Source organism: Marinobacter sp. ES-1, from assembly GCF_000475255.1.
GTDB lineage: Bacteria > Pseudomonadota > Gammaproteobacteria > Pseudomonadales > Oleiphilaceae > Marinobacter > Marinobacter vinifirmus.
This window is the reverse complement of record NZ_AXBV01000083.1, coordinates 1-24,495: the sequence shown is the minus strand read 5'-3', so window position 1 is coordinate 24,495 and position 24,495 is coordinate 1. Positions and strand designations below refer to the sequence as shown.

Here is a 24,495-nt window from a genome sequence, read left to right as displayed (position 1 = left end):
GCCTGTAATGTGTTATTTCTGTAATCTGCCCGCTATGATAGGCCAAGAAAAATCAACGAGTTCAGGGAACCCAGGAGAACAATGTGAGCGAGAACGCCCCGGATACACTGGTGAAGGCACTGCAGAACCCGGAATTGTACGACCACCCGGTGAAGGATTTCCGGGTTATCGAAACCCATATTTCCCAGGTTCTGCTGACCGGCGACTACGCCTACAAAATCAAGAAGCCCATGGATTTCGGCTTCCTCAATTTCTCAACCCTCGAACGCCGCAAACACTTCTGCGAAGAGGAGCTTCGGCTTAACCGCCGGCTGGCCTCGGAGCTTTACCTGGAGGTACTGCCCATCACCGGCAGCCCGGAGCAACCGCAAATCGGCGGAGCAGGCGAGCCCTTCGAATACGCCATCCGCATGCGCCAGTTCAATCAGGACGAGCTGTTCGACCGTCGCCAGGAACGGGGCGAGCTGACGGCCGAGCTGCTGGCCAGCGTGGCAAGGCAGGCTGCACAGTTTCACGACAGCCTGCCCCCCATTACCGATGACAAGCCGCTAGGCACACCGGAAGCCGTCTACGCCGCCATGCAGGAGAACTTCGACCAGGTCCGCCCCCTGCTGGAAAACAAGGCCCTGCTGACCCAGCTGGACGCCCTGGAAGACTGGACCCGCACCACCTTTGAACGCCACCGCGAGCTGATCGCCAGCCGCCGGGCCAACGGCCTGGTGCGGGAGTGTCATGGCGACCTGCACCTGGCCAATATTACCGTATTCAATGACAAGGTAACGGTGTTCGACTGCATCGAATTCAACGAGCCGTTCCGCTGGATTGATGTGATTAACGACCTGGCCTTCCTGCTGATGGACCTGGAATCCCGGAACGAGCCGGCGCTGGCCAACCTGGTTCTGAACACCTATCTGGAATACCGCGGCGACTTCGAAGGGCTGGCACTGCTGCCCCTGTACAAAGCCTACCGCGCCATGGTTCGGGCCAAGATTGCCCTGTTCACCATGGGCAACCCGAGCCTGAACGATCAGGAGCGGGAAGAACTGATGCAGCGCTATCGCGGCTACGCCCAGCTGGCGGAAAACTACGGCGCCATTCCCAATCATTACCTGCTGGCCACCACCGGGCTTTCTGCCAGCGGCAAGACCTGTGTAAGTGCCGCCATGGCCGGCGAGTTGGGGCTGATTCGGCTGCGTTCGGATGTCGAGCGCAAGCGCCTGCATGGCCTGGGGCCGCTGGACAGCAGCAAGTCAGGCCTGGGTGAAGACCTGTACAGCCCGGAAGTAACAGAGCAAACCTATCAGCACCTGGCGACCCTGGCCGGTGACCTGCTGGCCTCCGGCGCCTCGGTGATCGTGGATGCCGCCTGCCTGAAGGAACATGAACGCAACCTGTTTGCCAGTGTTGCGGAGAATCAGGGCGTGCCCTTTGCCCTGCTGCACTGCGAAGCACCGGAACAGCTGCGCCGGGCATGGGTGCGCAAGCGCAAAGGGGATGCTTCCGAGGCTACCGAAGAGCTGCTGGATGCCCAGCAAAGCTGGTTCGAACCCCTGACAACGGACGAGAAAACCCACACCGTGCACCTGCACACCGAGCAGGAGCATGTGGCCGAGGCCGTGGCAGACCGTATCCGCCAGCACCTGGGCCTGGCTCCGGCCCAGTAAGCCCTCAGGGTACCGGTCAGGGCTCCAGGTTGACCGGTACCGCCTCTGTCAGGTCCAGCCGGCCGGTGGGATTACCATCGTCACCGGCCAGGGCAGACCGATAAGCCACCACTTCCACCCCCGCTTCACAAGCCTGGCGCAGTAACTGGCCATAACGGGCGTCGATGTGGTCTGCCGGGCGTACTTCTTCGATACCGGTGTGGTTCACCAGGAAGAACAGCACCCCACGGTCGCCCTTTGCCACCTGCGCCATCAACTCACGCAAGTGCTTCTGGCCCCGCTCGGTGACCGCATCCGGAAAATAGCCCCGCCCGCCTTCGGCCAGGGTGACATTCTTGACCTCCACCCAGGCATCCGGCTCGCTGGCATGGCCGGAGAGCAGCAGGTCAATCCGGCTTTTTTCCTCACCGTACCGCACTTCGCTACGGACGGTACTGTAGCCGGCCAACTCCTCTACCACGCCGCTTTCAATGGCATGCCGGGCCTGGGCATTGGGCCGCGCCGTATTCACACAGGCCAGCACCCCGGGTGAGGTTTCCACCAACTCCCAGGTGTATTGCAGCTTGCGCTTGGGGTTGTCGCTGCGGCTGAGCCACACCCTGGCGTTCTCCGGCTGGCACCCCAGCATGGAACCGGTGTTGGGACAATGAGCGGTTACCTCCTCGCCACCGGGCAGGCGGACATCCGCCAGAAAGCGTTTGTAGCGCCGGATCAGGCGCCCTTCCACCAAAGGTTCAGGAAACTTCACGTGATCTCCCCATAAAGTCGGCGTTACAGGGCTGGCACCCCCGTAACTTATCTGCTATTTTCCGCAAACTCCCGATTCAGGACGAATGCTTTATCCAGGGTTAAACCGCGCAGCCACGCTGGCGCGGCGGAAGCAAAGCGTTCTTGTGAAGTACAAACAAGAGGCCGGGTTCAATGGCAAACACTGCAGAACAACCACGCGAACGTTTTACCAACTTCACCCCTTATGAAATGAAGAAGGGTGAAGAGTATATGAGTGCTGACATGCTGCAGCACTTCAAAGATCTGCTCCTGCAATGGAAACAGGAGCTGATGGAAGAAGTGGACCGCACCATGCACCATATGCAGGAAGACGCCGCAAACTACGCGGATCCCAGCGATCGCGCAACCCAGGAAGAAGAGTTCAGCCTGGAACTGCGCACACGGGACCGTGAGCGTAAACTGATCAAGAAGATTGACCAGACCATCGACCGCATCGACAAAGACGACTACGGTTTTTGCGACCAGTGCGGCGTGGAAATCGGTATTCGCCGGCTGGAGGCCCGCCCGACAGCCACGCTCTGCATCGACTGCAAAACCCTGGCAGAAATCCGCGAGCGCCAGACTGGCATCTGATCACGCCTCAATGGCCGGCAGCACCCGCTGCCGGCCAGATGACTCCCTATGAAGCAACCCCGCTACCGCGGGCGCTTTGCGCCTTCCCCAACCGGCCCCCTGCACTTCGGCTCCCTGGTTACGGCCCTGGCCAGCTGGCTGGAAGCCCGAACCGCTGGCGGTGACTGGCTGGTACGAATCGAAGACCTGGACCCACTGCGGGAACCACCCGAAGCCACCGGACAAATCCTCCATTCCCTGGACTGCCACGGCCTGTTCCCGGACGAACCGGTACGCTTTCAGTCAAAGCGCCATGACGCCTATCAGGACGCCATCAGCCAGCTGCTGGAATCCGGCAAGGCTTATCGCTGCCGCTGTTCCCGCAAACAACTCCAAGCCCATGGTGGCCGGCACCCGAACCACTGTCGCAACGGCACTGCCGGCGTTGGCAACGAGCCTTTCGCCATCCGCTTTGCCCTGCATGACGAAACCAGCCACTGGCATGACCAGCTGCTGGGCCCGCAGCAACAACAGGTACATGCCGAAATCGACGACCCGGTCATCCTGCGCAAAGAAGGCTTCTACGCCTACCAGCTGGCGGTGGTGGTGGACGACATCGACCAGGGCATCACCCACATTGTTCGTGGCTCAGACCTGCTGGACATGACCGCCCAGCAACAACAGATCTACCGGGCCCTGGGCGCACAGCCGCCCCACTGGCTGCATATTCCGGTGATCCTGAATGACCAGGGCCAGAAACTGAGCAAACAGACCCATGCCCCGGCACTGGACGATACCCGCCCGGCAGAGAACCTGGTTCAGGCACTGCAGGCGCTGGGACAAAATCCGCCATCGGAACTGGCCACTCGCGGTGTGGACGCGATACTGGCCTGGGGCCGGGCAAACTGGCAGCGACAGGCTATTCCCCTGACATCCCGGCAGGCCCGTGGTATAACCCCCGGTACACACACCCGTTCGGACCACTGAGCCGATGTACATTTACCGTCTGGTTTTTCTTCTGGTACTGGCCATCTATATTTTTTCCCCGAACATCCTGGATTGGTGGACGTCGCCGGATAACGTCTGGTACAGCCCCTATGTGATCTGGGGCGGGCTGATAGCCATCGGCGTCTGGCTGGAATGGCGACGGGATCCCAATGAGTTTTAGTGCCACCGGCCTGTTACTGGCCAGCCTTCTTTACCTTGTCCTGCTGTTCGGTATTGCCTGGGGCACCGAACAGGGCACAATGATGCGCCGCTGGGTGCGTCACCCCCTGGTGTATACCCTCAGCCTCGGGGTCTATGCCGGCATCTGGGCCGTGTATGGCGCCATTGGCATGGCAGCGGAGTCCGGCTACGGCTTCCTGGCCTATTACCTGGGCATCAGTGGTGCGTTTTTGCTGGCACCGGTGCTGCTTAACCCCATTCTGAGAATTGCCCGGGCCTACCAGCTCACATCCCTGGCCGACCTGTTCGCCTACCGGTATCGCAGCCAGTGGGCGGGCACCCTGGTAACCCTCTGTTCCGCCGCCGCTATCCTGTCCTTGCTGAGCATGCAGATACAGGCGGTTACCGTATCTGCCAGCCTGCTGGCGCCGGCCACCTCACCGGAAGCCATCAGCGTGATGTTTGCCCTGATCGTGGTGTTGTTCACCATGCTGTTCGGGGCACGACGGCATCAGAGTTCCGGCAACCATCAGGGCCTGGTACTGGCCATTGCCTTCGACTCGCTGGTGAAGGTCATCGCCCTGCTGGTGCTTGGCGGCGTCATCCTGTTCGGTGTCTTCGATGGCACCCGCGGGCTGGACGACTGGCTGGCGCAGAATTCCCACCCGGAAGCAGCCATGACCATGGCGATCAACGACGGCAGTTGGCGCGCCCTGCTGCTGATGTCCTTCGCCGCCGCCCTTGTGCTGCCACACATGTACCACATGACCTTCAGCGAAAACCCGTCACCCCGGGCGCTGGCCAAGGCCAGCTGGGGCCTGCCGCTGTACCTGCTGCTGGTGGGCCTGCCGGTTCCGCTGATTGTCTGGGGCGCCCAGGCACTGGACGTCACCTCGCCGCCCGCCTTCTTCAGTATCGGTGTTGCCCAGGCGCTGGGCAGCCCGGCCCTGACCATGCTGATGTACATTGCCGGTTTGTCTGCCGCCAGCGGCCTGATGATTGTCAGCACCCTCGCCCTGGCCGGCATGGTGCTGAACCACGTTGTGCTGCCTCTGAAAACCCCGAAGGATCAGGGCGACATCTACCGCTGGCTGCAGTGGGTCAAGCGCCTTCTGATCGCCGTTATCCTGTTCCTGGCCCTGCTGTTCCACGAAACCATCGGCCAGAAGCTGGACCTGTCCATTCTGGGCGCGATTTCCCTGTCCGGTACCCTGCAACTGCTGCCCGGCGCGCTCGGAGTCATCTACTGGCCGGAAGGCAATCGCCGGGGGCTGGTCGCGGGTCTGGTTACCGGCCTGACCATCTGGCTGTTTACCCTGGTACTGCCGTTCTCGTCTGCCACGGATCTGCTGTACTGGCTCGACCTGCCCATCAACCCGGGCTACGACAACTGGCACATCTTTACCTTTATCAGCCTTACGGCGAATATCTCGGTCTTTGCCCTGGTCTCGATCATCAGCCCCGCGTCGGCGGAAGAAACCAGCGCTGCCCAAGCCTGTTCCATGGGCGCACTGTCCCGGCCCCAGCGCCGGGAACTGCTGGCAGCATCCTCCCAGGAATTCATCCAGCAACTGGCGGATCCGCTGGGCCAGAGCGTGGCACGGCGGGAAGTGGAGCGGGCCCTGGTCCAGCTGAAACTGCCCAATGTGGAGTTCCGGCCGTACCAGCTGCGCCGGCTGCGGGACCAAGTCGAAATCAACCTGTCCGGCCTGCTGGGGCCCTCGGTGGCCCGGGATATTGTAAAGCGGCATCTGGGCTTCAAGCCTCTGACCCACGGCGTCACCGGCCAGGATATCCGCTATGTGGAGCGGGCGCTGGGGGATTACCAGAACCAGCTGACCGGCCTGGCCGGGGAACTGGACAACCTGCGCCGGCATTACCGGCAAACCCTGCAGAACCTGCCAATCCCGGCCTGCTCGGTGGGCGAGGACGGCGAAATCCTGATGTGGAACCACGCCATCGAGGCACTCACCGGCATTTCCGCGGACGAAGTGGTGGGCGCCCGGCTGATGGCCCTTCCCGAGCACTGGCACACCCTGCTGGATGACTTTAACCGGGGCTCGGAGCTACACCGCTACAAGCACCGGCTGGACCTGCGGGGCAAGCCCCATTGGCTGAACCTGCACAAAGCGGCCCTGAGCGGCCCGGACCACACCGAAGGCGGTTCCATTATCCTGGTGGAAGACCAGACCGAAACCCGCCTGCTGGAAGACGAACTGATGCACAGCGAACGGCTGGCCTCTGTTGGCCGCCTGGCCGCTGGCGTGGCCCATGAAATCGGCAACCCGGTCACCGGCATTTCCTCCCTGGCCCAGAACCTGAAGCTGGAAACCGACGACCCTGGCATCCTGGAAACCGCAGACCAGATACAGCAGCAGACCCGGCGCATTTCCGCCATCCTCCAATCCCTGATGAACTTCGCCCGTACCGGCAACCATGCCCACGCAAACCGCTATGAGCCGGTCAACATTCACCGCTGCGTGGAAGAATCCATCAACCTGCTGTCACTCAGCGAACGGGGCATGGGCATCCGCTTTGTTAACGACTGCCCGCCCTCCATGCAGGTGCTGGGCGACGAGCAGCGGCTGGTTCAGGTATTTGTTAACCTGTTGGCCAACGCCAGGGACGCCTCGCCAGACGGAGGTACCATAACGGTCAATGGTAAGGGCGACGGCTACTCCGCTATCATCGAGGTGATTGATGAAGGCTCCGGTATACCGGCAGATCAGCTGGACCACATATTCGAGCCCTTTTACACCACCAAGGCCCCCAACAAAGGCACGGGCCTGGGGTTATCCCTGGTGTACAGTATTGTTGAAGAACACTATGGCAACATCCAGGTAGAAAGCCCGGCCGACAAAGCCGCCGGCCGCGGCACCTGCATGAGGCTGCGCCTGCCCGCCTACGAGCCAGAAACCGATACCGGCAACAGCAGCCCGAACGAAAGGTCGTGAACGCAATATGCCCCGTATTCTGATAGTTGAAGACGAAGACATTATCCGCTCGGCAGTCCGCAAACTGCTGCAGCACGCCGGCTACGAAGTGGCCGATGCCGTCTCTGTAGAAGAAGCCGAAGGGCTGGACCCCGACAGCTTTGACCTGATCATCACCGATCTGCGCCTGCCCGGCGCGCCCGGCACCGAAATGATCACCCGGGCGCCGGACACCCCGGTGCTGATCATGACCAGCTATGCCAGCCTGCGCTCCGCCGTAAACTCCATGAAAATGGGCGCTGTGGACTACATTGCCAAGCCCTTCGACCATGACGAAATGCTGGCTGCCGTGGAGAACATCCTGGCCCGAGGCCACGAGCCCGCCAGCAGCCGGGCCGATGAAGACCCTGACCGAACCGCAGACACCCCATCCGGTGACCCGTCGACCGTCATGTTTGGCACCTGCGAGCCGATGCAGCGGGTATTCACCCTGATCCGCAAGGTAGCCCCCACCGAAACCACGGTGCTTATCCAGGGCGAATCCGGTACCGGTAAGGAACTGGCCGCCCGGGCCCTGCACCTGCTCAGCCCCCGGGCCAACAAGCCCCTGATTTCGGTAAACTGCGCCGCCATCCCCGAGAGCCTGATTGAATCGGAACTGTTCGGCCACGAAAAAGGCGCCTTTACCGGTGCGGTTTCAGCCCGTACCGGCCTGATCGAAGCTGCCGACGGTGGCAGCCTGTTCCTGGACGAAATCGGCGAATTGCCCGCCGAAGCCCAGGCCCGCCTGTTGCGGGTACTGCAGGAAAGCGAAATACGCCGGGTAGGCTCTACCCAAAGCCAGAAAGTAAACGTGCGGATGATCGCCGCTACCCACCGTAACCTGAAAGCGATGACCCGCACCGGCGAGTTCCGGGAAGACCTTTATTACCGCCTGAACGTGATGCAGATCCGTATTCCGCCACTGCGGGAACGCCGGGGCGATGTGCTGGGCCTGGCCAGCCGGTTCCTGAAACGGCAAGCAGAGAAACTCGGACGCCCGGACCTCAGCCTGAGCCCGGAAGCCATGCAGGCCCTAGAGCGTTACCGCTGGCCCGGTAACGTGCGGGAACTGGAAAACGCCATCGAGCGGGCGTCAATCCTGACCGATACCGACGTCATCACCCCCTCTGTGCTGGACCTGGACAGTGATTACGGCGACGAATACATCCCGGAAACCCTGGTGGAAGGCGACAACGAACAAACACCCACCCGCGACGCAGATTCTGCCAACGACTTGTCCCTGGAAGACTACTTCCAGCACTTTGTTCTTGAAAATCAAGATCGTATGAGTGAAACCGAGCTGGCCCAGAAACTCGGCATCAGCCGTAAATCGCTGTGGGAACGCCGCCAGCGGCTGGGCATCCCCCGTAAAAAAGGCGCCGGCAGCTAACCATCCGAAAGGTAACAAATGAGCCCCTGTTCATTTGTTACCTCCCTGTTCCTCACGGTAACACTCCCTCCCCAGATAACGTGACACAGGTAACACTTCCAGCGGGTACGGGGTAACACTTATATCTGCATTTTTCGTAACCCGCTGTTAATAAACACTTTTCAAAAACTGGCACGCCCCCTGCAACCTATTAAGCGCACAACAACAAAAACAAGAGTGACAACGCGGCGTCAAAACAAAAACAAAAAGCTGCAAGAGCGTCCGGTAACAAAAACAAAAACAGGACGCGAGCGAACTGAGTGTTTTGGGTACTTTGCTTTTTTAGTGGTCCCACAACATGCGCGAGTTGTAGAAGTGGAGAAGAATCGTCTTCCAGGCGACACCGCAACTGCTGTAAAGCCCGCGCCATGTTTCTGACTGCTCATGTATTCAAAGCTTTCCGTTTGCGTTGCTTATAAGCCCTGACCTTGGGGCAACACGGTGGGGTAGAAAAATCAAAAAGAATCCCGACAACAACAAGAACAATGCAGATCGTCAACGCTTTCAGGGCGGGTTCGTAATCGCGAACCCGCCTTTTGATTATCTGGCTTCCGCAAAAGCCAAACACCTTCCCGAAACACCCCCTGAAACGACTTTATTGCCAGCGATTCCCGCCAAACGTGTGCAATTCCTGCGCAAACCGTTAAAATCCCCGTTTTTGCGGCTCGCAAACACGGAATTCCATGCCTAGACGACTAGTAGAAAAACTCCGCTCTTTCATGCCCGGCAACGGGAAAAAGAAAGCCAGACACTACCAGCGGCAAGAGATCCCGAGGGATCAGCACAACGTGTCCCGCTCGATGATCAGCGAGCCGGCCAAGAAAGTGCTGCACCGGCTGAACAAAGCTGGCTACGAAGCCTACCTGGTGGGTGGCGGCGTGCGGGATATCCTGCTCGGCGGCAAACCCAAAGACTTCGACATCGCCACCAATGCCACCCCTGAAGAGGTCCACGACCTGTTCCGGAACTCCCGCCTGATCGGCCGCCGGTTCCGTATTGTGCACGTGGTGTTTGGCCGTGAAGTTATTGAAGTCACCACCTTCCGGGGCAATGCCCGGGATGCCGAAGACGATGTTGCCGACGATGAGCACCGCACCAGTGAGCACGGCCTGCTGCTGCGGGACAACGTATATGGCAACCAGGAAGAAGACGCCCTGCGCCGCGACTTCACCATCAACGCGCTGTACTACTGCATCCGCGACTTCAGCATTATCGACTTCGCCAATGGCGTGGAAGACCTGAAAAATCACCAGATCCGCCTGATCGGTGATCCGGAAACCCGCTACCGGGAAGACCCTGTGCGCATGCTGCGGGCCATCCGCTTTGCCGCCAAGCTCGGGTTCGAGATCGAACCGGAAACCGAAGCCCCGATCCGGGAGCTGGCGCCCCTGCTTAGCCACATTCCGCCGGCCCGGCTGTTTGATGAAGTTCTGAAACTGTTCTCCGCCGGCCATGGCGAAGCCACCTATAACCTGCTGCAGCAATACAACCTGCTGGAGCCGCTGTTCCCGGAGACCGCCCGTGCTATTGAAGCCGGCGAACCCGACGAACTGATCCTCCAGGCCCTGCGCAACACCGATGCCCGCATCGCCCAGGGCAAATCGGTAACACCGTATTTCCTGTTTGCCGCCATGCTGTGGCCTGCCCTGCAGGTGGAATGGCGCCGCCGCCAGGACAACGGCGACCCAGTGCAACCGGCGCTGCACGGTGCTATCGGCAAGGTTATCGGCCGCCAGGTTCAGGCCACATCCATTCCCAAGCGTTTCTCCGGCCCCATGAAAGAAATCTGGGAAATGCAGATGCGCCTGCCCCGGCGCCAGGGCAAGCGGGCCTTTGCCACGCTCACCCACCCCCGCTTCCGGGCTGCCTACGATTTCCTGTTAGTACGGGAATCTGCTGGTGAGATTGAACCCGGCCTCGGCCAGTGGTGGACCGAATTCCAGAGAGTGGACGAGCGCGGCCAGGAAAGAATGCTGTCCCAGCTTGGCTCGGCCACGGCGCCCCGCAAACGCCGGCGCAAGCGCAGCCCGGTAAAACGGCCGCCTCAGTCATGACCGTGCTGGCTTACGTTGGCCTGGGCAGCAACCTGCAGGACCCCGCTGCCCAGCTGGCTCGCGCCGTGTCCGCGCTGGCCAGCCTGCCGGACACCACGCTGATGGCACAGTCGCCGTTCTACGCCAGCCGACCCGTGGGCCCGCAGGACCAACCGGATTTTGTGAATGGCGCTGTCGAACTGCGCACCGCCCTGCGCCCACACCAGCTGCTGGACCACCTGCAGGCCATCGAGAAGGCCCAAGGCCGGGAACGGCTGCGCCACTGGGGGCCACGCACACTGGATCTTGACCTTCTTCTGTATGGCGACCAACAGCTGGCGGATAAGCGGCTGACGGTACCCCACGCCGAGCTGGCAAACCGGGATTTCGTGCTGCAACCCCTGCTGGATCTGAACCCGGAACTGAGCCTGCCCGATGGCCGCCGAATCGACCAGCTGCGGTCCCGGTGCCCGGACAATCAACTGCGCAAGCTGCCGCCCACAGGCGGACACAACTGATCACCGGGCGGCAACTCCGTGCTACTCTTGAGTCTGATATACCCCGGCATTAATCTAACCAGAAGGCTAGGATCTTATGGCAGTTACCATCAACACCCTGCGGGAATACAAGCAAAAGGGCGAGGCCTTTTCTGCCCTCACCTCCTATGACGCCACCTTTGCACAGGTGGTCAGTGAAGCGGGCGTAGACGTGATCCTGATTGGTGACTCGCTCGGCATGGTCCTTCAGGGCAATGACAGCACCCTGCCGGTGACCATGGAGCACATGGTTTACCACACCAGCTGTGTGGCCCGGGGCAACCGTGGTGCGCTGATCATGGCCGACATGCCCTTCATGTCTTATGGCACCGTGGCCGATGCCCTGGATAATGCAGCAGAACTGATGCGCGCCGGCGCCCACATGGTGAAGCTCGAGGGTACCGACTGGATGCGCGACACCATCGAAGCCCTGAGCGAGCGAGGCGTTCCGGTATGCGCCCACCTGGGCCTGACGCCTCAGTTTGTGAACAAGTTTGGTGGTTACAAGGTACAGGGCCGCGATGAAAAAGCCGCCGAAGCGATGATCGAACACGCCTGTGAACTGGAAGCCGCCGGTGCCGACGTGATCCTGCTGGAATGCGTACCCGCGCCGCTGGCTGCCCGCATCACCCAGGCAGTCAAAGCCCCGGTCATCGGCATCGGCGCCGGCAACGGCACCGACGGCCAGGTGCTGGTACTGCACGACATGCTCGGCGCCACCACTGGCCGCAAGCCGCGCTTTGTGAAGAATTTCCTGGCAGACACCGGCTCCATTTCCGAAGCCATTGCCGCCTACGCAAAAGCCGTTAAAGACCGCTCATTCCCGGCCGAGGAGCATACGTTCAAGGCATGAGAACCGTACACTCACTGAAAGAACTACGCAGCATCCTTCGCACTTACCGACAGCAGGGTAAAACCATCGCGCTGGTGCCCACCATGGGCAACCTGCACGAGGGGCACATTTCCCTGGTGCGCAAGGCCACGGAAGCCGCCAACGTCGTGGTCACCAGTATTTTCGTCAACCCGATGCAGTTCGGTGCCGGCGAAGACCTCGACAAATACCCGCGCACCCTGGCCGAAGACCAGCAGCTGCTGGAAGACGCGGGCAACACCCTGGTGTTTGCGCCAAGCGCCGATGAAGTCTACCCGGAAGGCCTGGCCAACCAGACCAAGGTGGTGGTGCCGGGCGTCAGCGAAGGCCATTGCGGAGCCAGCCGCCCCGGGCATTTCGAAGGCGTAGCCACGGTGGTCACCATGCTGTTCAACATGGTACAGCCTGACATCGCCATCTTCGGCGAAAAGGATTTCCAGCAACTGGCCGTCATCCGCAAGATGGTGCGGGACCTGATGATGCCCATCGAAATCATTGGCGCCCCGACCATCCGCGAAGACGACGGCCTGGCCAAGAGCTCCCGCAACGGCTACCTGTCTGACCAGGAAAGAGCCATTGCCCCGGTGGTGTACAAAACACTCACCAGCATCGCCAGCCAGCTGGAACAGGGCCGCTCGGACTTCAACACGCTGGAGCAGGAAGCTAAAGAGGCACTCGCCAGCGCCGGCCTGCGCCCGGATTACTTTAATATCGTGAACAGCCTGAGCCTCAAACCCGCAGCAGAAGCCGACCGTGAGCTGACCCTGCTGGTTGCCGCCTTCCTGGGTACCACCCGGCTGATTGACAATATTTCCGTAACCCGCTGAACCCGGAACTGCGGCCGCCACCCCGGAGGCCGCAGACAGAAAGGACATTCTGATGCCAGATAGTACGGCTACACTGACCCAAAGGCGCGAGTGGCAGGCGCTGACCCGGCACAAGGAAAACCTCGCCGAAAACCCGATGCGTAACCTGTTCCGCGACGATCCCGGGCGCGCCACCCGCTACCTGCTGGAGGCCGCCGGCCTGACCCTGGACTTCTCCCGCAACCGGCTGACCGATGAAACCCTCACCGCCCTGGCCAACCTGGCCCGGGCCTGCGGCCTGGAGCAGCGCACCGAAGCCCTGTTTACCGGCGGCATCGTCAACATCACCGAAAACCGGCCAGCCCTGCACACCGCCCTGCGCCAGCCAGCGGACACCGAAGTAACGGTGGAAGGCCGCAACATAATGCCGGAAGTGCACAGCACACTGGCGCGCATGGAACAGCTGGTTGAAGCGGTTCAAAGCGGCCGACACTGCGGCCACACCGGCAAGCGCTTTACCGACGTGGTGAGCATTGGGATTGGCGGCTCCTTTCTGGGCCCCAAACTGGTGGTCGAGGCCCTGAAGCCCTACTGGCAAGGCGACCTGAACTGCCACTTTGTTGCCAACATAGACGGCACCGACATCGCGGAAACCCTGAAACAACTGAACCCAGAAACCACCCTGTTCCTGGTTCAGTCCAAATCCTTCCGCACCCAGGAAACCCTCGATAACAGCCTGGTGGCCCGGCAATGGTTCCTGGCCAATGGCGGCTCCGATACGGCTATCGCCAGCCACTTTATGGCGGTCACCACCAACATCGAAGCAGCCACCGGCTTTGGCATTGCCGCTGACAACATCTTCCCCATGTGGGACTGGGTGGGCGGTCGCTATTCGCTGTGGTCCGCCATCGGCCTGCCCATTGCCCTGGCCCTCGGCATGGACCACTTCCGGGCCCTGCTGGCCGGCGCCCATGCCATGGACTGCCATTTCCGCAACACCCCGGCCGAGCGAAACCTGCCGGTGGTGATGGCCATGCTGAGCGTCTGGTACAACAACTTCTGGGGTGCCGAAAGCCACGCCGTACTGCCCTACGATGAATACCTGAAGCACCTGCCCGAGCACCTGCAACAGCTGGACATGGAAAGTAACGGCAAGCGGGTAACCCAGACTGGCCATCCTGTGGATGTCGCTACCGGCCCGATACTCTGGGGGGGCGTGGGCGCTAACGGCCAGCACGCCTACCACCAGCTGATCCACCAGGGCACCCGGTTGATTCCGGCAGACTTTGTGATTCCCCTGACCTCGCATAACCCGGTGGAACACCACCACGCCACCCTGTTTGCCAACTGCCTGAGCCAGGCACGGGCCATGATGGCAGGTAAAACCCGGGACGAAGCCATTCAGGAACTGCGGAATAGCGGCATGGCTGAAGAGGCGGCGCTGGCACTGGCCCCGCACAAGGTGATCCCGGGCAACCAGCCCAGTAATATCCTGATGATGGAACAGCTAACGCCAGAAACGCTGGGCGCACTGGTTGCGCTGTATGAGCACCGCACCTTTGTGCAGAGCGTTATCTGGGATGTGGACTGCTTTGATCAGTGGGGCGTGGAGCTGGGCAAGCAGATTGGCAACGAAATCCTGCCGCGCCTGCTCGGCGAAAAGGGCGACGGCACGTCAGGCGACAGCGCCACCGACCACCTGATTGCGCGGTTCCGTTCAGCCAACGGCCTGTGAAATCAGTCGCCCCTGCCAGATGAAATCCACCGGCCAGAGCTTCTGGCCGGTGCTATAGGCCTGCCACAGCCGGCCATAGCTTTCGCCACAGACCGGGTGCAACTCGTCCGGCGCGATATCGGCCAACGGGCGCAGCACAAAGGCATTCTTCACAATCTCGGCCCGGGGCAATTCAACGCCATCGGTTACGCCGGTAACATTACCCCAGGTCAGGATATCCAGGTCCAGCGTTCGCGGGCTGAACTTGGGAGCATCCGGCTTGCGCCCGTTTTCCCGCTCCAGCTGCTTGAAACAGGCAGACAACTCGCCAACCGGCAAGTCGGTCTCCACCCCCACCACCAGGTTCAGAAAGTCCGAACCGTCAAAGCCCACCGACTCGCTCTCGTAGACCGGCGAGATCACCAGCTCACCAAACCACTGTTGCAGGGCATCCAGTGCTGCCGTTACATGCCGGTAGCGGTCGATGTTACTGCCGATACTGATATACACCCTGGCCATCACCGCTCTCCCCTTTCAATTTTTACACCCACCGCCCTGGCCGCCGGCACGGCGCCGGGCTTTCGCAGGGTTAATCGCAACCAGCGTACCCCGAACTCATTCAGCAGCACCCCGGCCAACTCTTCCGCCGCCCGCTCCAGCAACTTCGGTTGCAGCGCCTGCAGCACGGCCGTTACCCGCTCGCTCACCGCAGCATAGTCCAGGGCATCGGCCACATCATCACTGCCCCCCGGGCGACGGTTGTCCCATGCCATTTCAAGGTCTACCAGCAGCCGCTGGGTGACGTCGCGTTCCCAGTCGTACACGCCGATAACGGTCTCTACCGCCAGGCCTTCGATGAAGACGATGTCTGTTGAAGCATCTGCCAAACCGGACTCCAGGATGTTCCACTCAAGGCTGATTGAATTATGCACAGGCAAGCGATACTGTGGCTGATCACCTGCCTGCCGGATTGTAAGGGCGGGCATTTTCTCACAGAACACCCGGTGCCGTCTGCGCACCTGCGATGCAGCCATGGATGTAACCAGCAACCCGATTGTGATTGTACTGCTCTGCTTCGGCGCCTACCTGGCCGGCTCGGTCCTGTTTGCCGTGCCCGTATGCCGCGCGTGGCAGTTGCCCGATCCGCGCGCGCTAGGTTCCGGCAACCCCGGAGCCACCAACGTTTACCGGGCCGGCGGCTGGAAACCGGCGCTGATCACCCTGGCGCTGGATGCCTTCAAGGGCTGGCTACCGGTGTGGCTGGCACACCTGGCGGGGCTGTCTATCCTGGTGCAGGCCATGGTGGCCCTGTGCGCGGTAACCGGCCATATGATTCCGCTGTTCTACCGGTTCAAGGGCGGCAAGGGCGTGGCAACAGCGCTGGGTGCCGGCCTTGCGCTGGCGCCGGTCACGACCCTGATCATGGCCGGCATCTGGCTGGCGATCATGTGGCGCTGGCGCATTTCTGCGCTGGCCTCATTGATTGCCATTGCCAGCGGGCCGGTCATCAGCGCCCTGCTGGAGCCGGACACCCTGCCGCTGTTTGGCCTGCTTACCCTGCTGATTGTGGTGCGCCACCGCAATAACCTGATCCGGCTGGCTCAGGGCCGGGAAACCGGCTTGTAATACTCAGTCTACAAGGCCGTTAGCCCGGGGCTCATTCACCGCCGGCAGGGTATTCATCGGCCAGCGCGGCACCGACACAATCCGCTCACCATCACGCTGCCCGGCCCGCAGCCGCTGGGCACCGGCGTAGGCAATCATGGCCCCGTTATCGGTGCAGAATTCCGGGCGGGCATAGAACACCGAGCCACGCAGCTTCGCGGCCATTTTCTCCAACCCGGCCCGCAGCCGCTTGTTGGCACTCACGCCACCGGCAATCACCAGCCGCTTGCAGCCGGTTTGCTCCAGTGCCCGCTTGCACTTGATGGTCAGGGTATCCACCACTGCCGCCTCGAAGGCCAGGGCGATATCGGCTTTTACCTGTTCGTCCAGGTTGCCGTTATCCCGGGCCGCATTCACCGTGTTCAGGGTAAAGGTTTTCAGGCCACTGAAACTGAAGTCCAGGCCGGGGCGATCGGTCATCGGGCGCGGAAACCGGTAGATGCCATCGCGGCCCTTTTCCGCCAGCGCCGCCACCCGCGGGCCACCGGGGTAATCCAGGCCCAGCATCTTGGCGGTTTTATCAAAAGCCTCACCGGCGGCGTCGTCTACCGATTCGCCCAGCATTTCATACTCGCCAATGCCGTCTACCCGCACCAGCTGGGTGTGGCCGCCGGATACCAGCAGCGCCACAAACGGAAATTCCGGCGGGTTGTCTTCCAGCATGGGCGCCAGCAAATGGCCTTCCATGTGGTGCACACCCAGTACCGGAATATCCAGCGCAAAACCCAGGGCATGGGCCACCGAGCCACCCACCATCAACGCGCCAACCAGGCCCGGGCCGGCAGTGTAGGCAATGCCCTCAAGATCCTTGCGGGTTTTGCCGGCCTCGGCCAGCACCTGGTCGCACAGGGGCAACAATTTGCGCACGTGATCCCGCGAGGCCAGCTCCGGCACTACGCCGCCGTAGTCGGCGTGCATGTCAATCTGGCTGAACAGGGCGTGGGCCAGCAGCCCCTGCTCGTCATCAAACAGCGCAACGCCGGTTTCATCGCAGGAGGTTTCAATACCAAGAATCAGCATAGTCAGGCCGTGTCCGCAGGAGGAGAAATGAAAGCTGCCGGCATTTTAGCAGAAACCCGAAAGCCTCCGGCAGTTTCGTTGAACAATGATTGACCTCAGCAAGTCCAGCCGTTATCATTGCCGCCCTAAATTAGCACTGGTCGAGTTTTAGCCAATCTGACCAGGGATCGAGCCCGCATGGCAAAGGCCGGCGGAACCAATTGAAACCGAATCTATCAGGTAGGTGATTTTCGAATGCCAGCTGTTAAAGTGAAAGAGAATGAACCGTTTGACGTAGCACTGCGTCGCTTCAAGCGTTCCTGCGAGAAGGCCGGTGTACTGTCTGAAGTACGTCGTCGTGAGCACTACGAGAAGCCGACCGCTGTACGTAAGCGCAAAGCAGCTGCCGCCGTTAAGCGTCATCTCAAGAAGCTTCAGCGTGAGCAGCGTAAGTTCGAGCGTCTGTACTGAGTTCAGAACGCATCGACAGCAAGACTGATTGCCGGAACGGCGTTTCGCCCTACCCGGCAAACTGAAAATGCCGCCGAGGCCTGGCTTCGGCGGCATTTTTGGCTATGGTGAATAGCGTCTTACCCCGGCACCAGGCTGAAGTGGAGCCACCATGAGCGGACTGATCCCTCAACGATTTGTTGAAGACCTGCTGGATCGTATCGACCTGGCGGAGCTGATCGGTTCCCGCGTTACCCTGAAAAAAGCCGGCGCCAATTATAAAGCCTGCTGCCCGTTCCACGACGAAAAAACACCTTCGTTCAACGTTCGGCCAGACAAAGGCTTCTACCACTGTTTCGGATGCGGCGCCCACGGCGATGCCATCAGCTTCGTTCGTGAGTTCGAGGGCCTCGGGTTTACCGAAGCAGTGGAAGAACTGGCCAGGCGCGCAGGGCTTGAAGTGCCTTACGACAAGGCTGCCAGGCAGGAAATGCAACAGGCCAGGACGCTGACAGACGCGCTGGACTTTGCCAGCCGCTTTTACCAGTCTGCCCTGGCCGGCCAGCAAGGTGCCTACGCACGGGACTACCTGAAGCAGCGCGGGCTGGACGACGCCATCATCCAGCAGTACCAGATCGGCTTCGCCCCGGGCACCGGCACGGCCCTGTACGACGCGGCCCCGAAAGACCTGAAGGGCCCGCTGGTTGAAACCCGGACGGTTTCCGATCAATACGGCCGCCCCAGGGACCTGTTCCGCAACCGGGTCATGTTCCCGATCCGGAACACCCGGGGCAAAACCGTCGCTTTCGGTGGCCGCACGCTGGGCGACGACAAAGCCAAGTACATCAATTCGCCGGAATCGGACGTATTCCACAAGAGCCGTGAAATCTACGGCCTGTTCGAGGCCCGGCAAGCCATCCGCCAGCTGGACAAGCTGCTGGTAGTGGAAGGCTACATGGACGTGATCGCCCTGGCCCAGCACGGCATTCACTACGCCGTTGCCACCCTGGGTACAGCGACCAACCAGGACAGCCTGAACGCCCTGCTACGGCAGGTAAGACACATCGTATTCTGCTTTGACGGCGACCAGGCCGGCTTCCGTGCTGCCGACCGGGCCATGGAAAACGCCCTGGAGCTGATGGCAGACGGACTGCACCTGCAGTTCCTGATGCTGCCGCAAGGCGAAGACCCGGACACCCTGATCCGAAAAGAGGGTGCCGAGGCCTTCCAGAAACGCATAGACGGCGCCACTCCGCTCTCGCGCTACCTGTTTGACCGCCAGAGCGAAGGGCTCGACCTGCAACTGCCGGAACACCGGGGCGAACTGAGAGCCCGGACCGAGCCGCTACTGAACAAAATGCCCCGCAGCACACTGCGGGACGCCATGTGGCACGAAATGCTGCGACTGTGCGGCGGCCGCAACCAGTGGCAGAACCGCCAGCAAGGCCAGAACTACAAGGCCCGGGGCTGGCGCAACGAAGGCCAGAACCGGCCGACAGAAGAGCGGATAGACGTAAAGCTCAGCAAAGACAGCACCTTGTGCCTGGCCCTGCTGGAAGCGCCGGAACTGGCCTCGGAAGTGAAAGCTCTGGCCGACCGCACACGACAGCTGGAACAGGCCGGGCGACTGGCCCGCTGGCTGCTGGACAAGGACATCCAGACCCGCAAGGCACTGGTAGCGGGACTGGCAACCGATAAGCAGGCCCGCGACAGGTTCTACAACCTGTTCGACGGACTGGAGCACATACCGGCGCGGGAAAGCACACTGGCTGCGGCCAGAGAGCTGTTAAGCCCGAACGAAGAAGCCGCGCGCCAGCAAAGGCTGGCAACCTTGCTCCGGAACCTGACAACACTCACCCCGGAACAACGGGAAGAGCTGAGAACCCTCAGCGCGGGTACGTTAAACCCGAAAGCGGAGGAGTAGAAACTTGAAACTATCGCAATTGATCACCATCTAACCGGTTGGTGACAGCAAAACCGAGCGACAGCTATAATAGCTGTTTAACTTTTTTCCTTTTTAAAAGCGAGTTCACAGGGTGTCTATGTCAGGCAATTCGCAGAAATCACGTTTGAAAGACCTCATCGCACGAGGCAAGGAACAAGGTTACCTGACTTACGCCGAGGTAAACGACCACCTGCCGGAAGATATCGCAGACCCGGACCAGGTTGAAGATATCATCCGGATGATCAACGACATGGGTATCCAGGTGTGCGAAGAAACGCCGGACGCCGATACCCTGCTGATGACCGAAGGCGATTCCACCGCCGACGAAGCCGCTGCTGCAGAGGCCGCCGCTGCCCTGGCCGCCGTGGAAACCGATGCCGGTCGCACCACCGACCCGGTGCGCATGTACATGCGCGAAATGGGTACCGTTGAACTGCTGACCCGCGAAGGCGAAATCGTCATCGCCAAGCGCATCGAAGAAGGCATCCGCGACGTAATGGCGGCCGTTGCGCACTTCCCGGGCACCGCCGGCACCGTTATTCAGGCCTACGAGCGCATCATCGAGAACGAAGGCCGCATCAGCGACATCGTAACCGGCTTCCTTGACCCGGACGACGCCGAGCCGTTCATGGGTGAAGAAACCGCCGAAGACACCTCTGCGGACGAGTCTGACAGCGCGGACGATGACGACGACACCTCCAGCGATGACGACAACGATAGCGGCCCGGATCCGGAAGAGACCCGCCTGCGCTTCGAGCTGCTGAAAGAAAAGCTCGATGCCGCCGACAAGGCCCTGGCCAAGCATGGCCGCAGCCACAAGAAAACCCAGGAAGCCCTGAACGAACTGGGCCAGGTTTTTGCCCCGTTCAAGCTGGCCAATAAGGCGTTTGACGAGCTGGTGAACGTAGTTCGCTCCACCAACGATCTGGTGCGCGAGAACGAGCGGGCGATCATGCAGATTTGCGTACGCGACTGCAAAATGCCCCGTAAAGACTTCATCAAGTGGTTCCCGGGCAACGAAACCGACCTTGAGTGGGCGAAGGAAATCGCCGCCACCAAGAAGCCTTACGCCGCTGCCATCGGCGAGCGCATCGACGAAATCGTGCGCCTGCAGAAGCGTATCCAGAACGTGCAGACCGAAGTGGATCTGGATGTGGCCGACATCAAGGAAATTAACCGCCGGGTGTCTATCGGTGAGGCGAAAGCCCGCCGCGCCAAAAAGGAAATGGTCGAGGCCAACCTGCGTCTGGTTATCTCCATTGCCAAGAAGTACACCAACCGTGGCCTTCAGTTCCTGGACCTGATCCAGGAAGGCAACATCGGCCTGATGAAGGCCGTCGACAAGTTTGAATACCGTCGCGGCTACAAGTTCTCAACCTACGCCACCTGGTGGATTCGCCAGGCCATCACCCGCTCTATCGCGGACCAGGCCCGCACCATCCGGATTCCGGTGCACATGATCGAAACCATCAACAAGCTCAACCGGATTTCCCGCCAGATGCTGCAGGAAATGGGCCGCGAGCCCACACCGGAAGAGCTGGGCGAGCGCATGGAAATGCCGGAAGACAAGATCCGCAAGGTACTGAAGATCGCCAAAGAACCGATCTCTATGGAAACCCCGATCGGCGATGATGAAGACAGCCACCTGGGCGACTTCATCGAGGATATCCAGGCCCTGTCGCCGGTGGATTCCGCCACCGCCGAAGGTCTGCGCGAAGCGACCCGCTCCGTGCTGGCCGGCCTGACCGCTCGCGAATCCAAGGTGCTGCGCATGCGCTTCGGTATCGAAATGAACACCGACCACACCCTGGAAGAAGTCGGCAAGCAGTTCGACGTAACCCGTGAGCGTATCCGTCAGATCGAAGCCAAGGCCCTGCGCAAACTGCGCCATCCTTCCCGCTCCGATCACCTGCGCGGCTTTATTGACGATCAGGGCAACGGTTAATCCGCAACACAGTAGCGGGCGCCACCCCTCGCGGGTATAATGGCGCCCGTTTTCCTTTCCGGGCCTATAGCTCAGTTGGTTAGAGCAGGGGACTCATAATAGAATGCGCTAACGGCTTGACGGAGAGATAAAGCAGAGTAAATACAGCCGCTTACCACTTGTAAGCGCTAAAGCCGAAAAGCCAATGTAACAGCTATGTAAGCGGCAAAAACAGTTTCGGGCCTTTAGCTCAGTTGGTTAGAGCACTCGACTCATAATCGATTGGTCGCTGGTTCAAGTCCAGCAAGGCCCACCATACAAAGCCCTGAGCCATAAGGTTTTCAGGGCTTTTTATCGGCTCTCGGCAATCGAAGTTGATTGCCGAAAAACTGCTTACATTGAGATGTAGTAGTGATTTTTTACAGAAATTTACTACAAATGTTTATTCGCAGTGGCTACACTGCGTACGAGGGTGGCATAACCCCCTATAAGGAGGTTCGTATGAAAGCTGCTAAGAAAAATGCACAGAACGAGAATGCATTAGCAAAGGTAGCTCGATCCGTCAGTTTTAGCTCGGATCGTCTTTCTAACAAAAGAACAGTCTCAAAGGATCGAGAGCGCTACATTAAGCGAGTAAGTGCACAGGCACTATCAGCTGTCAGCGCCTAAGAAAAAAATTAAGATTTTATGAGCGCCCCATCACTGGGGCGCTTTCGTTTTGAGGGGAAAAAGACTTGGCCAGGAAGTGGGTATTTGAATCTCTTGTTAACAATGATCAGGATTCAATTGGTCTGATAGCCTATGCCCTCTACAAGCACAAGAAGCATACGTTAGCCACATCGCTGAGGCAGGCTGGCAACGACGAGGATTACATCCAGCAACAGGTGCAGACCTTTCATGATCAAACTCTGCAAAATAACTCGCTGGAAGACTACAGAGAAAAAGCCAAGAACTTCTTAAATAAGATCTTCCAAGAAATTGAAGAAGATATCAGCGCGAAGTTTGAGAAAGAAATAGCTCAGGTCGAAAAGCAACACAAAAAAGAGCTGACAAACGAGAAGCGAAAACTCTTTAGAAACATCAAGGAATACCAGCACGCGAATCGAGCTTGGTATGAAAAGCTCGGAGCGTGGCTGCTATCCGGCATTCCTGGAATTGTGTCTTCGTTTCTCGTCACCTGCCTGATCATTGGCGCATCGATACTATTCATTTCGGAAGATAAGCGGCAGGACATGCTACGCAGCCTCTGGGCAGAATATTTTGGCGTGCAACAACAGGTTACCACTGAGCCCCAGAAGCCTGACACCAGCCGCCAGCCCTAGACTCCACGTAAATATGACGGCGGCATTTCAACTTAAAGGAGTGCAAGCGCTTACGCAGTGCTTGCACTGCGTTCTGACCGCCAAAGAAATACCAACAAAATCATTGCCTTAATTGACTTAAACCATTAACTCCGACTTATTCGTTCTGCATGGGCAGTGTCGCGACTTGCCGCCTTCTACGCCGCTAGCGTACTGGTGGCCTGCCGATCGTCGCCTGTGCCAGCCCACAACGAGCGCAAACGACAGCGCCCCGAGACATTGCTGCCAAGGGGCGCTGAAGGCTGGGTCACAGATCGTGGAGCGGGTGACTGCCCCAACTGAGGCGGTTTGATTTACGTGCGACTCACCTCTATGGCACAGCTCCCGGACCGGAGACACTTTTACCCAATGGCGACAAGTACGAGATGGCTCAAGTCTCCCTTGTCGTACTGCGGAGGGCAGTCCTTCTTGATATTCGCTTTCAGTTCCGCTTGCATGTTGCTGGCAATGGCTCCCCACTCGTCAACGGGCATCAACTCGGGAAACAGGGCCACAACCTTCCTTTGACCACGCACCCGTTCCAAGGCCTCCAGCCGTTTCAGTGTGGCCATTGATACCCGCGCTCTCATGTCACACCCGCCAGCTTGGCAATCATCTCAACCCGCACGGCGTGGGATGGATGGCGGCAAGCAATCAAATCAGCTGCACCGTTGAACGCGGTAAAGGTATCCGCCTCGTCGCGGGGGATGCGTGTCTCAATGATCGTTCCTTCGTGCTCTTTCCAGAGCCACGGTTTTCCCTATCAAAGACCTGCATACTGACGCAGAGGTTGATAGCAATCTTCCAGACGTCCTCCAACTTCGTGTATTTTCGAAACCACCAGACAACCACCCGCAGAATTATCAGGTGGTTGCAGCCGGACTTCGGGGGAAGCTGGGCCCACCATTTCTTTCTATTCTCCCTCTGCCTTCCGAAGCCGCCGCAACCACACCGTCAAAAAACTTACACCTCACTTTCAGAACTTCCGAAAACACTCCTGAATACAAACAACTAAGAAGCTGGCACACATACTGCTATCTCTCTAGCGAGAAAGGACAAGATTACGAACCGCAACGAAGGAGTGTCACATGTACCGCTCAACAATAACCAAAACACTATTGCTTGCCGGCATTGCTGCCGCCGGGATGGCGGCCCTCGCTTCCAAACCAATGCAGAGCTAATGCTGGATGCGCCAAACCTTCATCTGCCAATCGAGGGTCTGCTTGCGCATAACCTGTTTAGCTATCCGCTCACCCTTGAACTTGACGGGCCAATTACGTTCTTTGATGACGGCCGGATGCAAGTTGAACAGCGCAACCTGAACGTTCCTGAGATCACCGTCGACGTGGCGGGATCGAGTGATGCCTCCACCGGCCTGCTCGGCTTCTTGAGCTGCCTGGGTAGTATCTTTACCGGCGGCGGCCTCGACGCCTGTGAAGAATTGGCCAGCGGAAACGGGAAAGCCGTGCAATTGCCACTGAAGATTCCCGAGCAAGGCGTCTACCTGAACTTCATCTCCAACCCGGTAAAAGACCTGCCGGTCCAGTACGAGCAGCAAACCGCTCAGTAAGTTAACCAGGTAATACGGACCCTCCTCAGGCCAGCCTTCGGGCTGGCCTTTTTTGTTTGCCCGGCG

General features: G+C 59.8%; 23 protein-coding genes and 1 tRNA gene. 18 read left to right on the top strand and 6 right to left on the bottom strand.

Features of this window, described 5'->3' with window-relative positions; translation table 11 throughout:
• Nucleotides 1–83: 83 nt before the first annotated feature.
• A complete protein-coding gene (locus Q668_RS13955) occupies nucleotides 84–1,664 on the top strand; it encodes an AAA family ATPase (protein ID WP_022990239.1) in 1,581 nt (526 codons plus the stop codon).
• Between the two features lie 16 nt (nucleotides 1,665–1,680).
• On the opposite strand, the gene sfsA is transcribed toward Q668_RS13955, so the two are convergent.
• Nucleotides 1,681–2,412, bottom strand: a complete 732-nt coding sequence (gene sfsA / locus Q668_RS13950) for a DNA/RNA nuclease SfsA (protein ID WP_022990238.1) — start codon at nucleotides 2,410–2,412, stop codon at nucleotides 1,681–1,683.
• Nucleotides 2,413–2,585: 173 nt separating this feature from the next.
• Between sfsA and dksA the strand changes: the two genes are divergently transcribed.
• The 10 genes from dksA to pgi all read left to right on the top strand — a co-directional run bounded on the left by dksA (nucleotide 2,586) and on the right by pgi (nucleotide 14,557).
• Entirely contained in the window at nucleotides 2,586–3,026 is a 441-nt protein-coding gene (gene dksA / locus Q668_RS13945; RefSeq protein WP_022990237.1) for an RNA polymerase-binding protein DksA, read from the top strand.
• Between the two features lie 48 nt (nucleotides 3,027–3,074).
• Nucleotides 3,075–3,992, top strand: a complete 918-nt coding sequence (gene gluQRS, locus Q668_RS13940) for a tRNA glutamyl-Q(34) synthetase GluQRS (RefSeq protein ID WP_022990236.1) — start codon at nucleotides 3,075–3,077, stop codon at nucleotides 3,990–3,992.
• A gap of 4 nt (nucleotides 3,993–3,996) precedes the next feature.
• A complete protein-coding gene (locus tag Q668_RS17325; protein WP_022990235.1) occupies nucleotides 3,997–4,173 on the top strand; it encodes a hypothetical protein in 177 nt (58 codons plus the stop codon).
• Complete coding sequence (locus tag Q668_RS13930; protein WP_022990234.1) at nucleotides 4,163–7,126, top strand: ATP-binding protein; 2,964 nt, start codon at nucleotides 4,163–4,165, stop codon at nucleotides 7,124–7,126. The genes Q668_RS17325 and Q668_RS13930 overlap by 11 nt, the downstream gene beginning before the upstream one ends.
• 7 nt (nucleotides 7,127–7,133) lie before the next feature.
• A complete protein-coding gene (locus Q668_RS13925; protein WP_022990233.1) occupies nucleotides 7,134–8,537 on the top strand; it encodes a sigma-54-dependent transcriptional regulator in 1,404 nt (467 codons plus the stop codon).
• A gap of 722 nt (nucleotides 8,538–9,259) precedes the next feature.
• A complete protein-coding gene (pcnB, locus tag Q668_RS13920) occupies nucleotides 9,260–10,630 on the top strand; it encodes a polynucleotide adenylyltransferase PcnB (RefSeq protein WP_036220063.1) in 1,371 nt (456 codons plus the stop codon).
• Nucleotides 10,627–11,127: a 2-amino-4-hydroxy-6-hydroxymethyldihydropteridine diphosphokinase gene (folK, locus tag Q668_RS13915; RefSeq protein WP_022990231.1), complete on the top strand. Its 501-nt coding sequence runs from the start codon at nucleotides 10,627–10,629 to the stop codon at nucleotides 11,125–11,127. Before pcnB ends, folK (Q668_RS13915) begins: the two co-directional genes overlap by 4 nt.
• Nucleotides 11,128–11,203: 76 nt before the next feature.
• Entirely contained in the window at nucleotides 11,204–11,998 is a 795-nt protein-coding gene (panB, locus tag Q668_RS13910; protein WP_022990230.1) for a 3-methyl-2-oxobutanoate hydroxymethyltransferase, read from the top strand.
• Entirely contained in the window at nucleotides 11,995–12,843 is an 849-nt protein-coding gene (panC, locus tag Q668_RS13905; RefSeq protein ID WP_022990229.1) for a pantoate--beta-alanine ligase, read from the top strand. The genes panB and panC overlap by 4 nt, the downstream gene beginning before the upstream one ends.
• A gap of 52 nt (nucleotides 12,844–12,895) precedes the next feature.
• The gene (pgi, locus tag Q668_RS13900) at nucleotides 12,896–14,557 is read left to right on the top strand and encodes a glucose-6-phosphate isomerase (RefSeq protein WP_022990228.1); all 1,662 of its coding nucleotides are present in this window, start codon (nucleotides 12,896–12,898) and stop codon (nucleotides 14,555–14,557) included.
• On the opposite strand, the gene folK (Q668_RS13895) is transcribed toward pgi, so the two are convergent.
• Both folK (Q668_RS13895) and folB read right to left on the bottom strand, forming a co-directional pair.
• Nucleotides 14,540–15,055 carry a 2-amino-4-hydroxy-6-hydroxymethyldihydropteridine diphosphokinase gene (gene folK, locus Q668_RS13895; RefSeq protein ID WP_022990227.1) on the bottom strand — a complete coding sequence of 172 codons (516 nt, stop codon included), beginning with the start codon at nucleotides 15,053–15,055 and terminating at the stop codon, nucleotides 14,540–14,542. The two genes, pgi and folK (Q668_RS13895), sit on opposite strands and share 18 nt — an antisense overlap.
• Nucleotides 15,055–15,423, bottom strand: coding sequence for a dihydroneopterin aldolase (folB, locus tag Q668_RS13890; protein ID WP_036220078.1), 369 nt, complete (start codon nucleotides 15,421–15,423; stop codon nucleotides 15,055–15,057). Before folB ends, folK (Q668_RS13895) begins: the two co-directional genes overlap by 1 nt.
• 145 nt (nucleotides 15,424–15,568) lie before the next feature.
• Here folB and plsY point away from each other — a divergent pair, with 145 nt between their 5' ends.
• A complete protein-coding gene (plsY, locus tag Q668_RS13885) occupies nucleotides 15,569–16,162 on the top strand; it encodes a glycerol-3-phosphate 1-O-acyltransferase PlsY (RefSeq protein ID WP_022990225.1) in 594 nt (197 codons plus the stop codon).
• Nucleotides 16,163–16,165: 3 nt separating this feature from the next.
• Here plsY and tsaD read toward each other — a convergent pair whose 3' ends face one another.
• Nucleotides 16,166–17,221, bottom strand: a complete 1,056-nt coding sequence (gene tsaD / locus Q668_RS13880) for a tRNA (adenosine(37)-N6)-threonylcarbamoyltransferase complex transferase subunit TsaD (protein ID WP_022990224.1) — start codon at nucleotides 17,219–17,221, stop codon at nucleotides 16,166–16,168.
• 234 nt (nucleotides 17,222–17,455) lie between these two features.
• Here tsaD and rpsU point away from each other — a divergent pair, with 234 nt between their 5' ends.
• From rpsU to Q668_RS17320, 6 genes are all read left to right on the top strand, one after another.
• Nucleotides 17,456–17,671 (top strand): 30S ribosomal protein S21, encoded by a 216-nt coding sequence (gene rpsU / locus Q668_RS13875; RefSeq protein ID WP_007153483.1) that lies wholly within the window; start codon nucleotides 17,456–17,458, stop codon nucleotides 17,669–17,671.
• Nucleotides 17,672–17,822: 151 nt separating this feature from the next.
• Entirely contained in the window at nucleotides 17,823–19,574 is a 1,752-nt protein-coding gene (dnaG, locus tag Q668_RS13870) for a DNA primase (protein ID WP_022990223.1), read from the top strand.
• 118 nt (nucleotides 19,575–19,692) lie between these two features.
• Nucleotides 19,693–21,540: an RNA polymerase sigma factor RpoD gene (gene rpoD, locus Q668_RS13865; protein WP_036220059.1), complete on the top strand. Its 1,848-nt coding sequence runs from the start codon at nucleotides 19,693–19,695 to the stop codon at nucleotides 21,538–21,540.
• Between the two features lie 218 nt (nucleotides 21,541–21,758).
• Nucleotides 21,759–21,835 (top strand) — tRNA-Ile (locus Q668_RS13860).
• A 185-nt stretch (nucleotides 21,836–22,020) separates the two neighbouring features.
• Nucleotides 22,021–22,188 (top strand): hypothetical protein, encoded by a 168-nt coding sequence (locus Q668_RS17220; RefSeq protein WP_161628533.1) that lies wholly within the window; start codon nucleotides 22,021–22,023, stop codon nucleotides 22,186–22,188.
• Nucleotides 22,189–22,253: 65 nt separating this feature from the next.
• Nucleotides 22,254–22,841: a hypothetical protein gene (locus tag Q668_RS17320; protein WP_022990221.1), complete on the top strand. Its 588-nt coding sequence runs from the start codon at nucleotides 22,254–22,256 to the stop codon at nucleotides 22,839–22,841.
• Nucleotides 22,842–23,221: 380 nt separating this feature from the next.
• Here the strand turns inward: Q668_RS17320 and Q668_RS13850 are convergent, their stop codons facing one another.
• Nucleotides 23,222–23,431 (bottom strand): hypothetical protein, encoded by a 210-nt coding sequence (locus Q668_RS13850; RefSeq protein WP_152521793.1) that lies wholly within the window; start codon nucleotides 23,429–23,431, stop codon nucleotides 23,222–23,224.
• A 605-nt stretch (nucleotides 23,432–24,036) separates the two neighbouring features.
• Nucleotides 24,037–24,495 (bottom strand): hypothetical protein (locus tag Q668_RS17545; protein WP_227498366.1); only part of this gene is annotated, 459 nt, incomplete at its 5' end.

What these genes read in the sequence shown, in the direction of transcription:
- dksA (WP_022990237.1), top strand. Translation starts at nt 2,586, where the DNA reads ATGGCAAACACTGCAGAACAACCACGCGAACGTTTTACCAACTTCACC.
- gluQRS (WP_022990236.1), top strand. Translation starts at nt 3,075, where the DNA reads ATGAAGCAACCCCGCTACCGCGGGCGCTTTGCGCCTTCCCCAACCGGC.
- Q668_RS17325 (WP_022990235.1), top strand. Translation starts at nt 3,997, where the DNA reads ATGTACATTTACCGTCTGGTTTTTCTTCTGGTACTGGCCATCTATATT.
- Q668_RS13930 (WP_022990234.1), top strand. Translation starts at nt 4,163, where the DNA reads ATGAGTTTTAGTGCCACCGGCCTGTTACTGGCCAGCCTTCTTTACCTT.
- Q668_RS13925 (WP_022990233.1), top strand. Translation starts at nt 7,134, where the DNA reads ATGCCCCGTATTCTGATAGTTGAAGACGAAGACATTATCCGCTCGGCA.
- pcnB (WP_036220063.1), top strand. Translation starts at nt 9,260, where the DNA reads ATGCCTAGACGACTAGTAGAAAAACTCCGCTCTTTCATGCCCGGCAAC.
- folK (WP_022990231.1), top strand. Translation starts at nt 10,627, where the DNA reads ATGACCGTGCTGGCTTACGTTGGCCTGGGCAGCAACCTGCAGGACCCC.
- panB (WP_022990230.1), top strand. Translation starts at nt 11,204, where the DNA reads ATGGCAGTTACCATCAACACCCTGCGGGAATACAAGCAAAAGGGCGAG.
- panC (WP_022990229.1), top strand. Translation starts at nt 11,995, where the DNA reads ATGAGAACCGTACACTCACTGAAAGAACTACGCAGCATCCTTCGCACT.
- pgi (WP_022990228.1), top strand. Translation starts at nt 12,896, where the DNA reads ATGCCAGATAGTACGGCTACACTGACCCAAAGGCGCGAGTGGCAGGCG.
- folK (WP_022990227.1), bottom strand. Translation starts at nt 15,055, where the DNA reads ATGGCCAGGGTGTATATCAGTATCGGCAGTAACATCGACCGCTACCGG.
- plsY (WP_022990225.1), top strand. Translation starts at nt 15,569, where the DNA reads ATGGATGTAACCAGCAACCCGATTGTGATTGTACTGCTCTGCTTCGGC.
- tsaD (WP_022990224.1), bottom strand. Translation starts at nt 17,221, where the DNA reads ATGCTGATTCTTGGTATTGAAACCTCCTGCGATGAAACCGGCGTTGCG.
- rpsU (WP_007153483.1), top strand. Translation starts at nt 17,456, where the DNA reads ATGCCAGCTGTTAAAGTGAAAGAGAATGAACCGTTTGACGTAGCACTG.
- dnaG (WP_022990223.1), top strand. Translation starts at nt 17,823, where the DNA reads ATGAGCGGACTGATCCCTCAACGATTTGTTGAAGACCTGCTGGATCGT.
- rpoD (WP_036220059.1), top strand. Translation starts at nt 19,693, where the DNA reads ATGTCAGGCAATTCGCAGAAATCACGTTTGAAAGACCTCATCGCACGA.
- Q668_RS17220 (WP_161628533.1), top strand. Translation starts at nt 22,021, where the DNA reads ATGAAAGCTGCTAAGAAAAATGCACAGAACGAGAATGCATTAGCAAAG.
- Q668_RS13850 (WP_152521793.1), bottom strand. Translation starts at nt 23,431, where the DNA reads ATGGCCACACTGAAACGGCTGGAGGCCTTGGAACGGGTGCGTGGTCAA.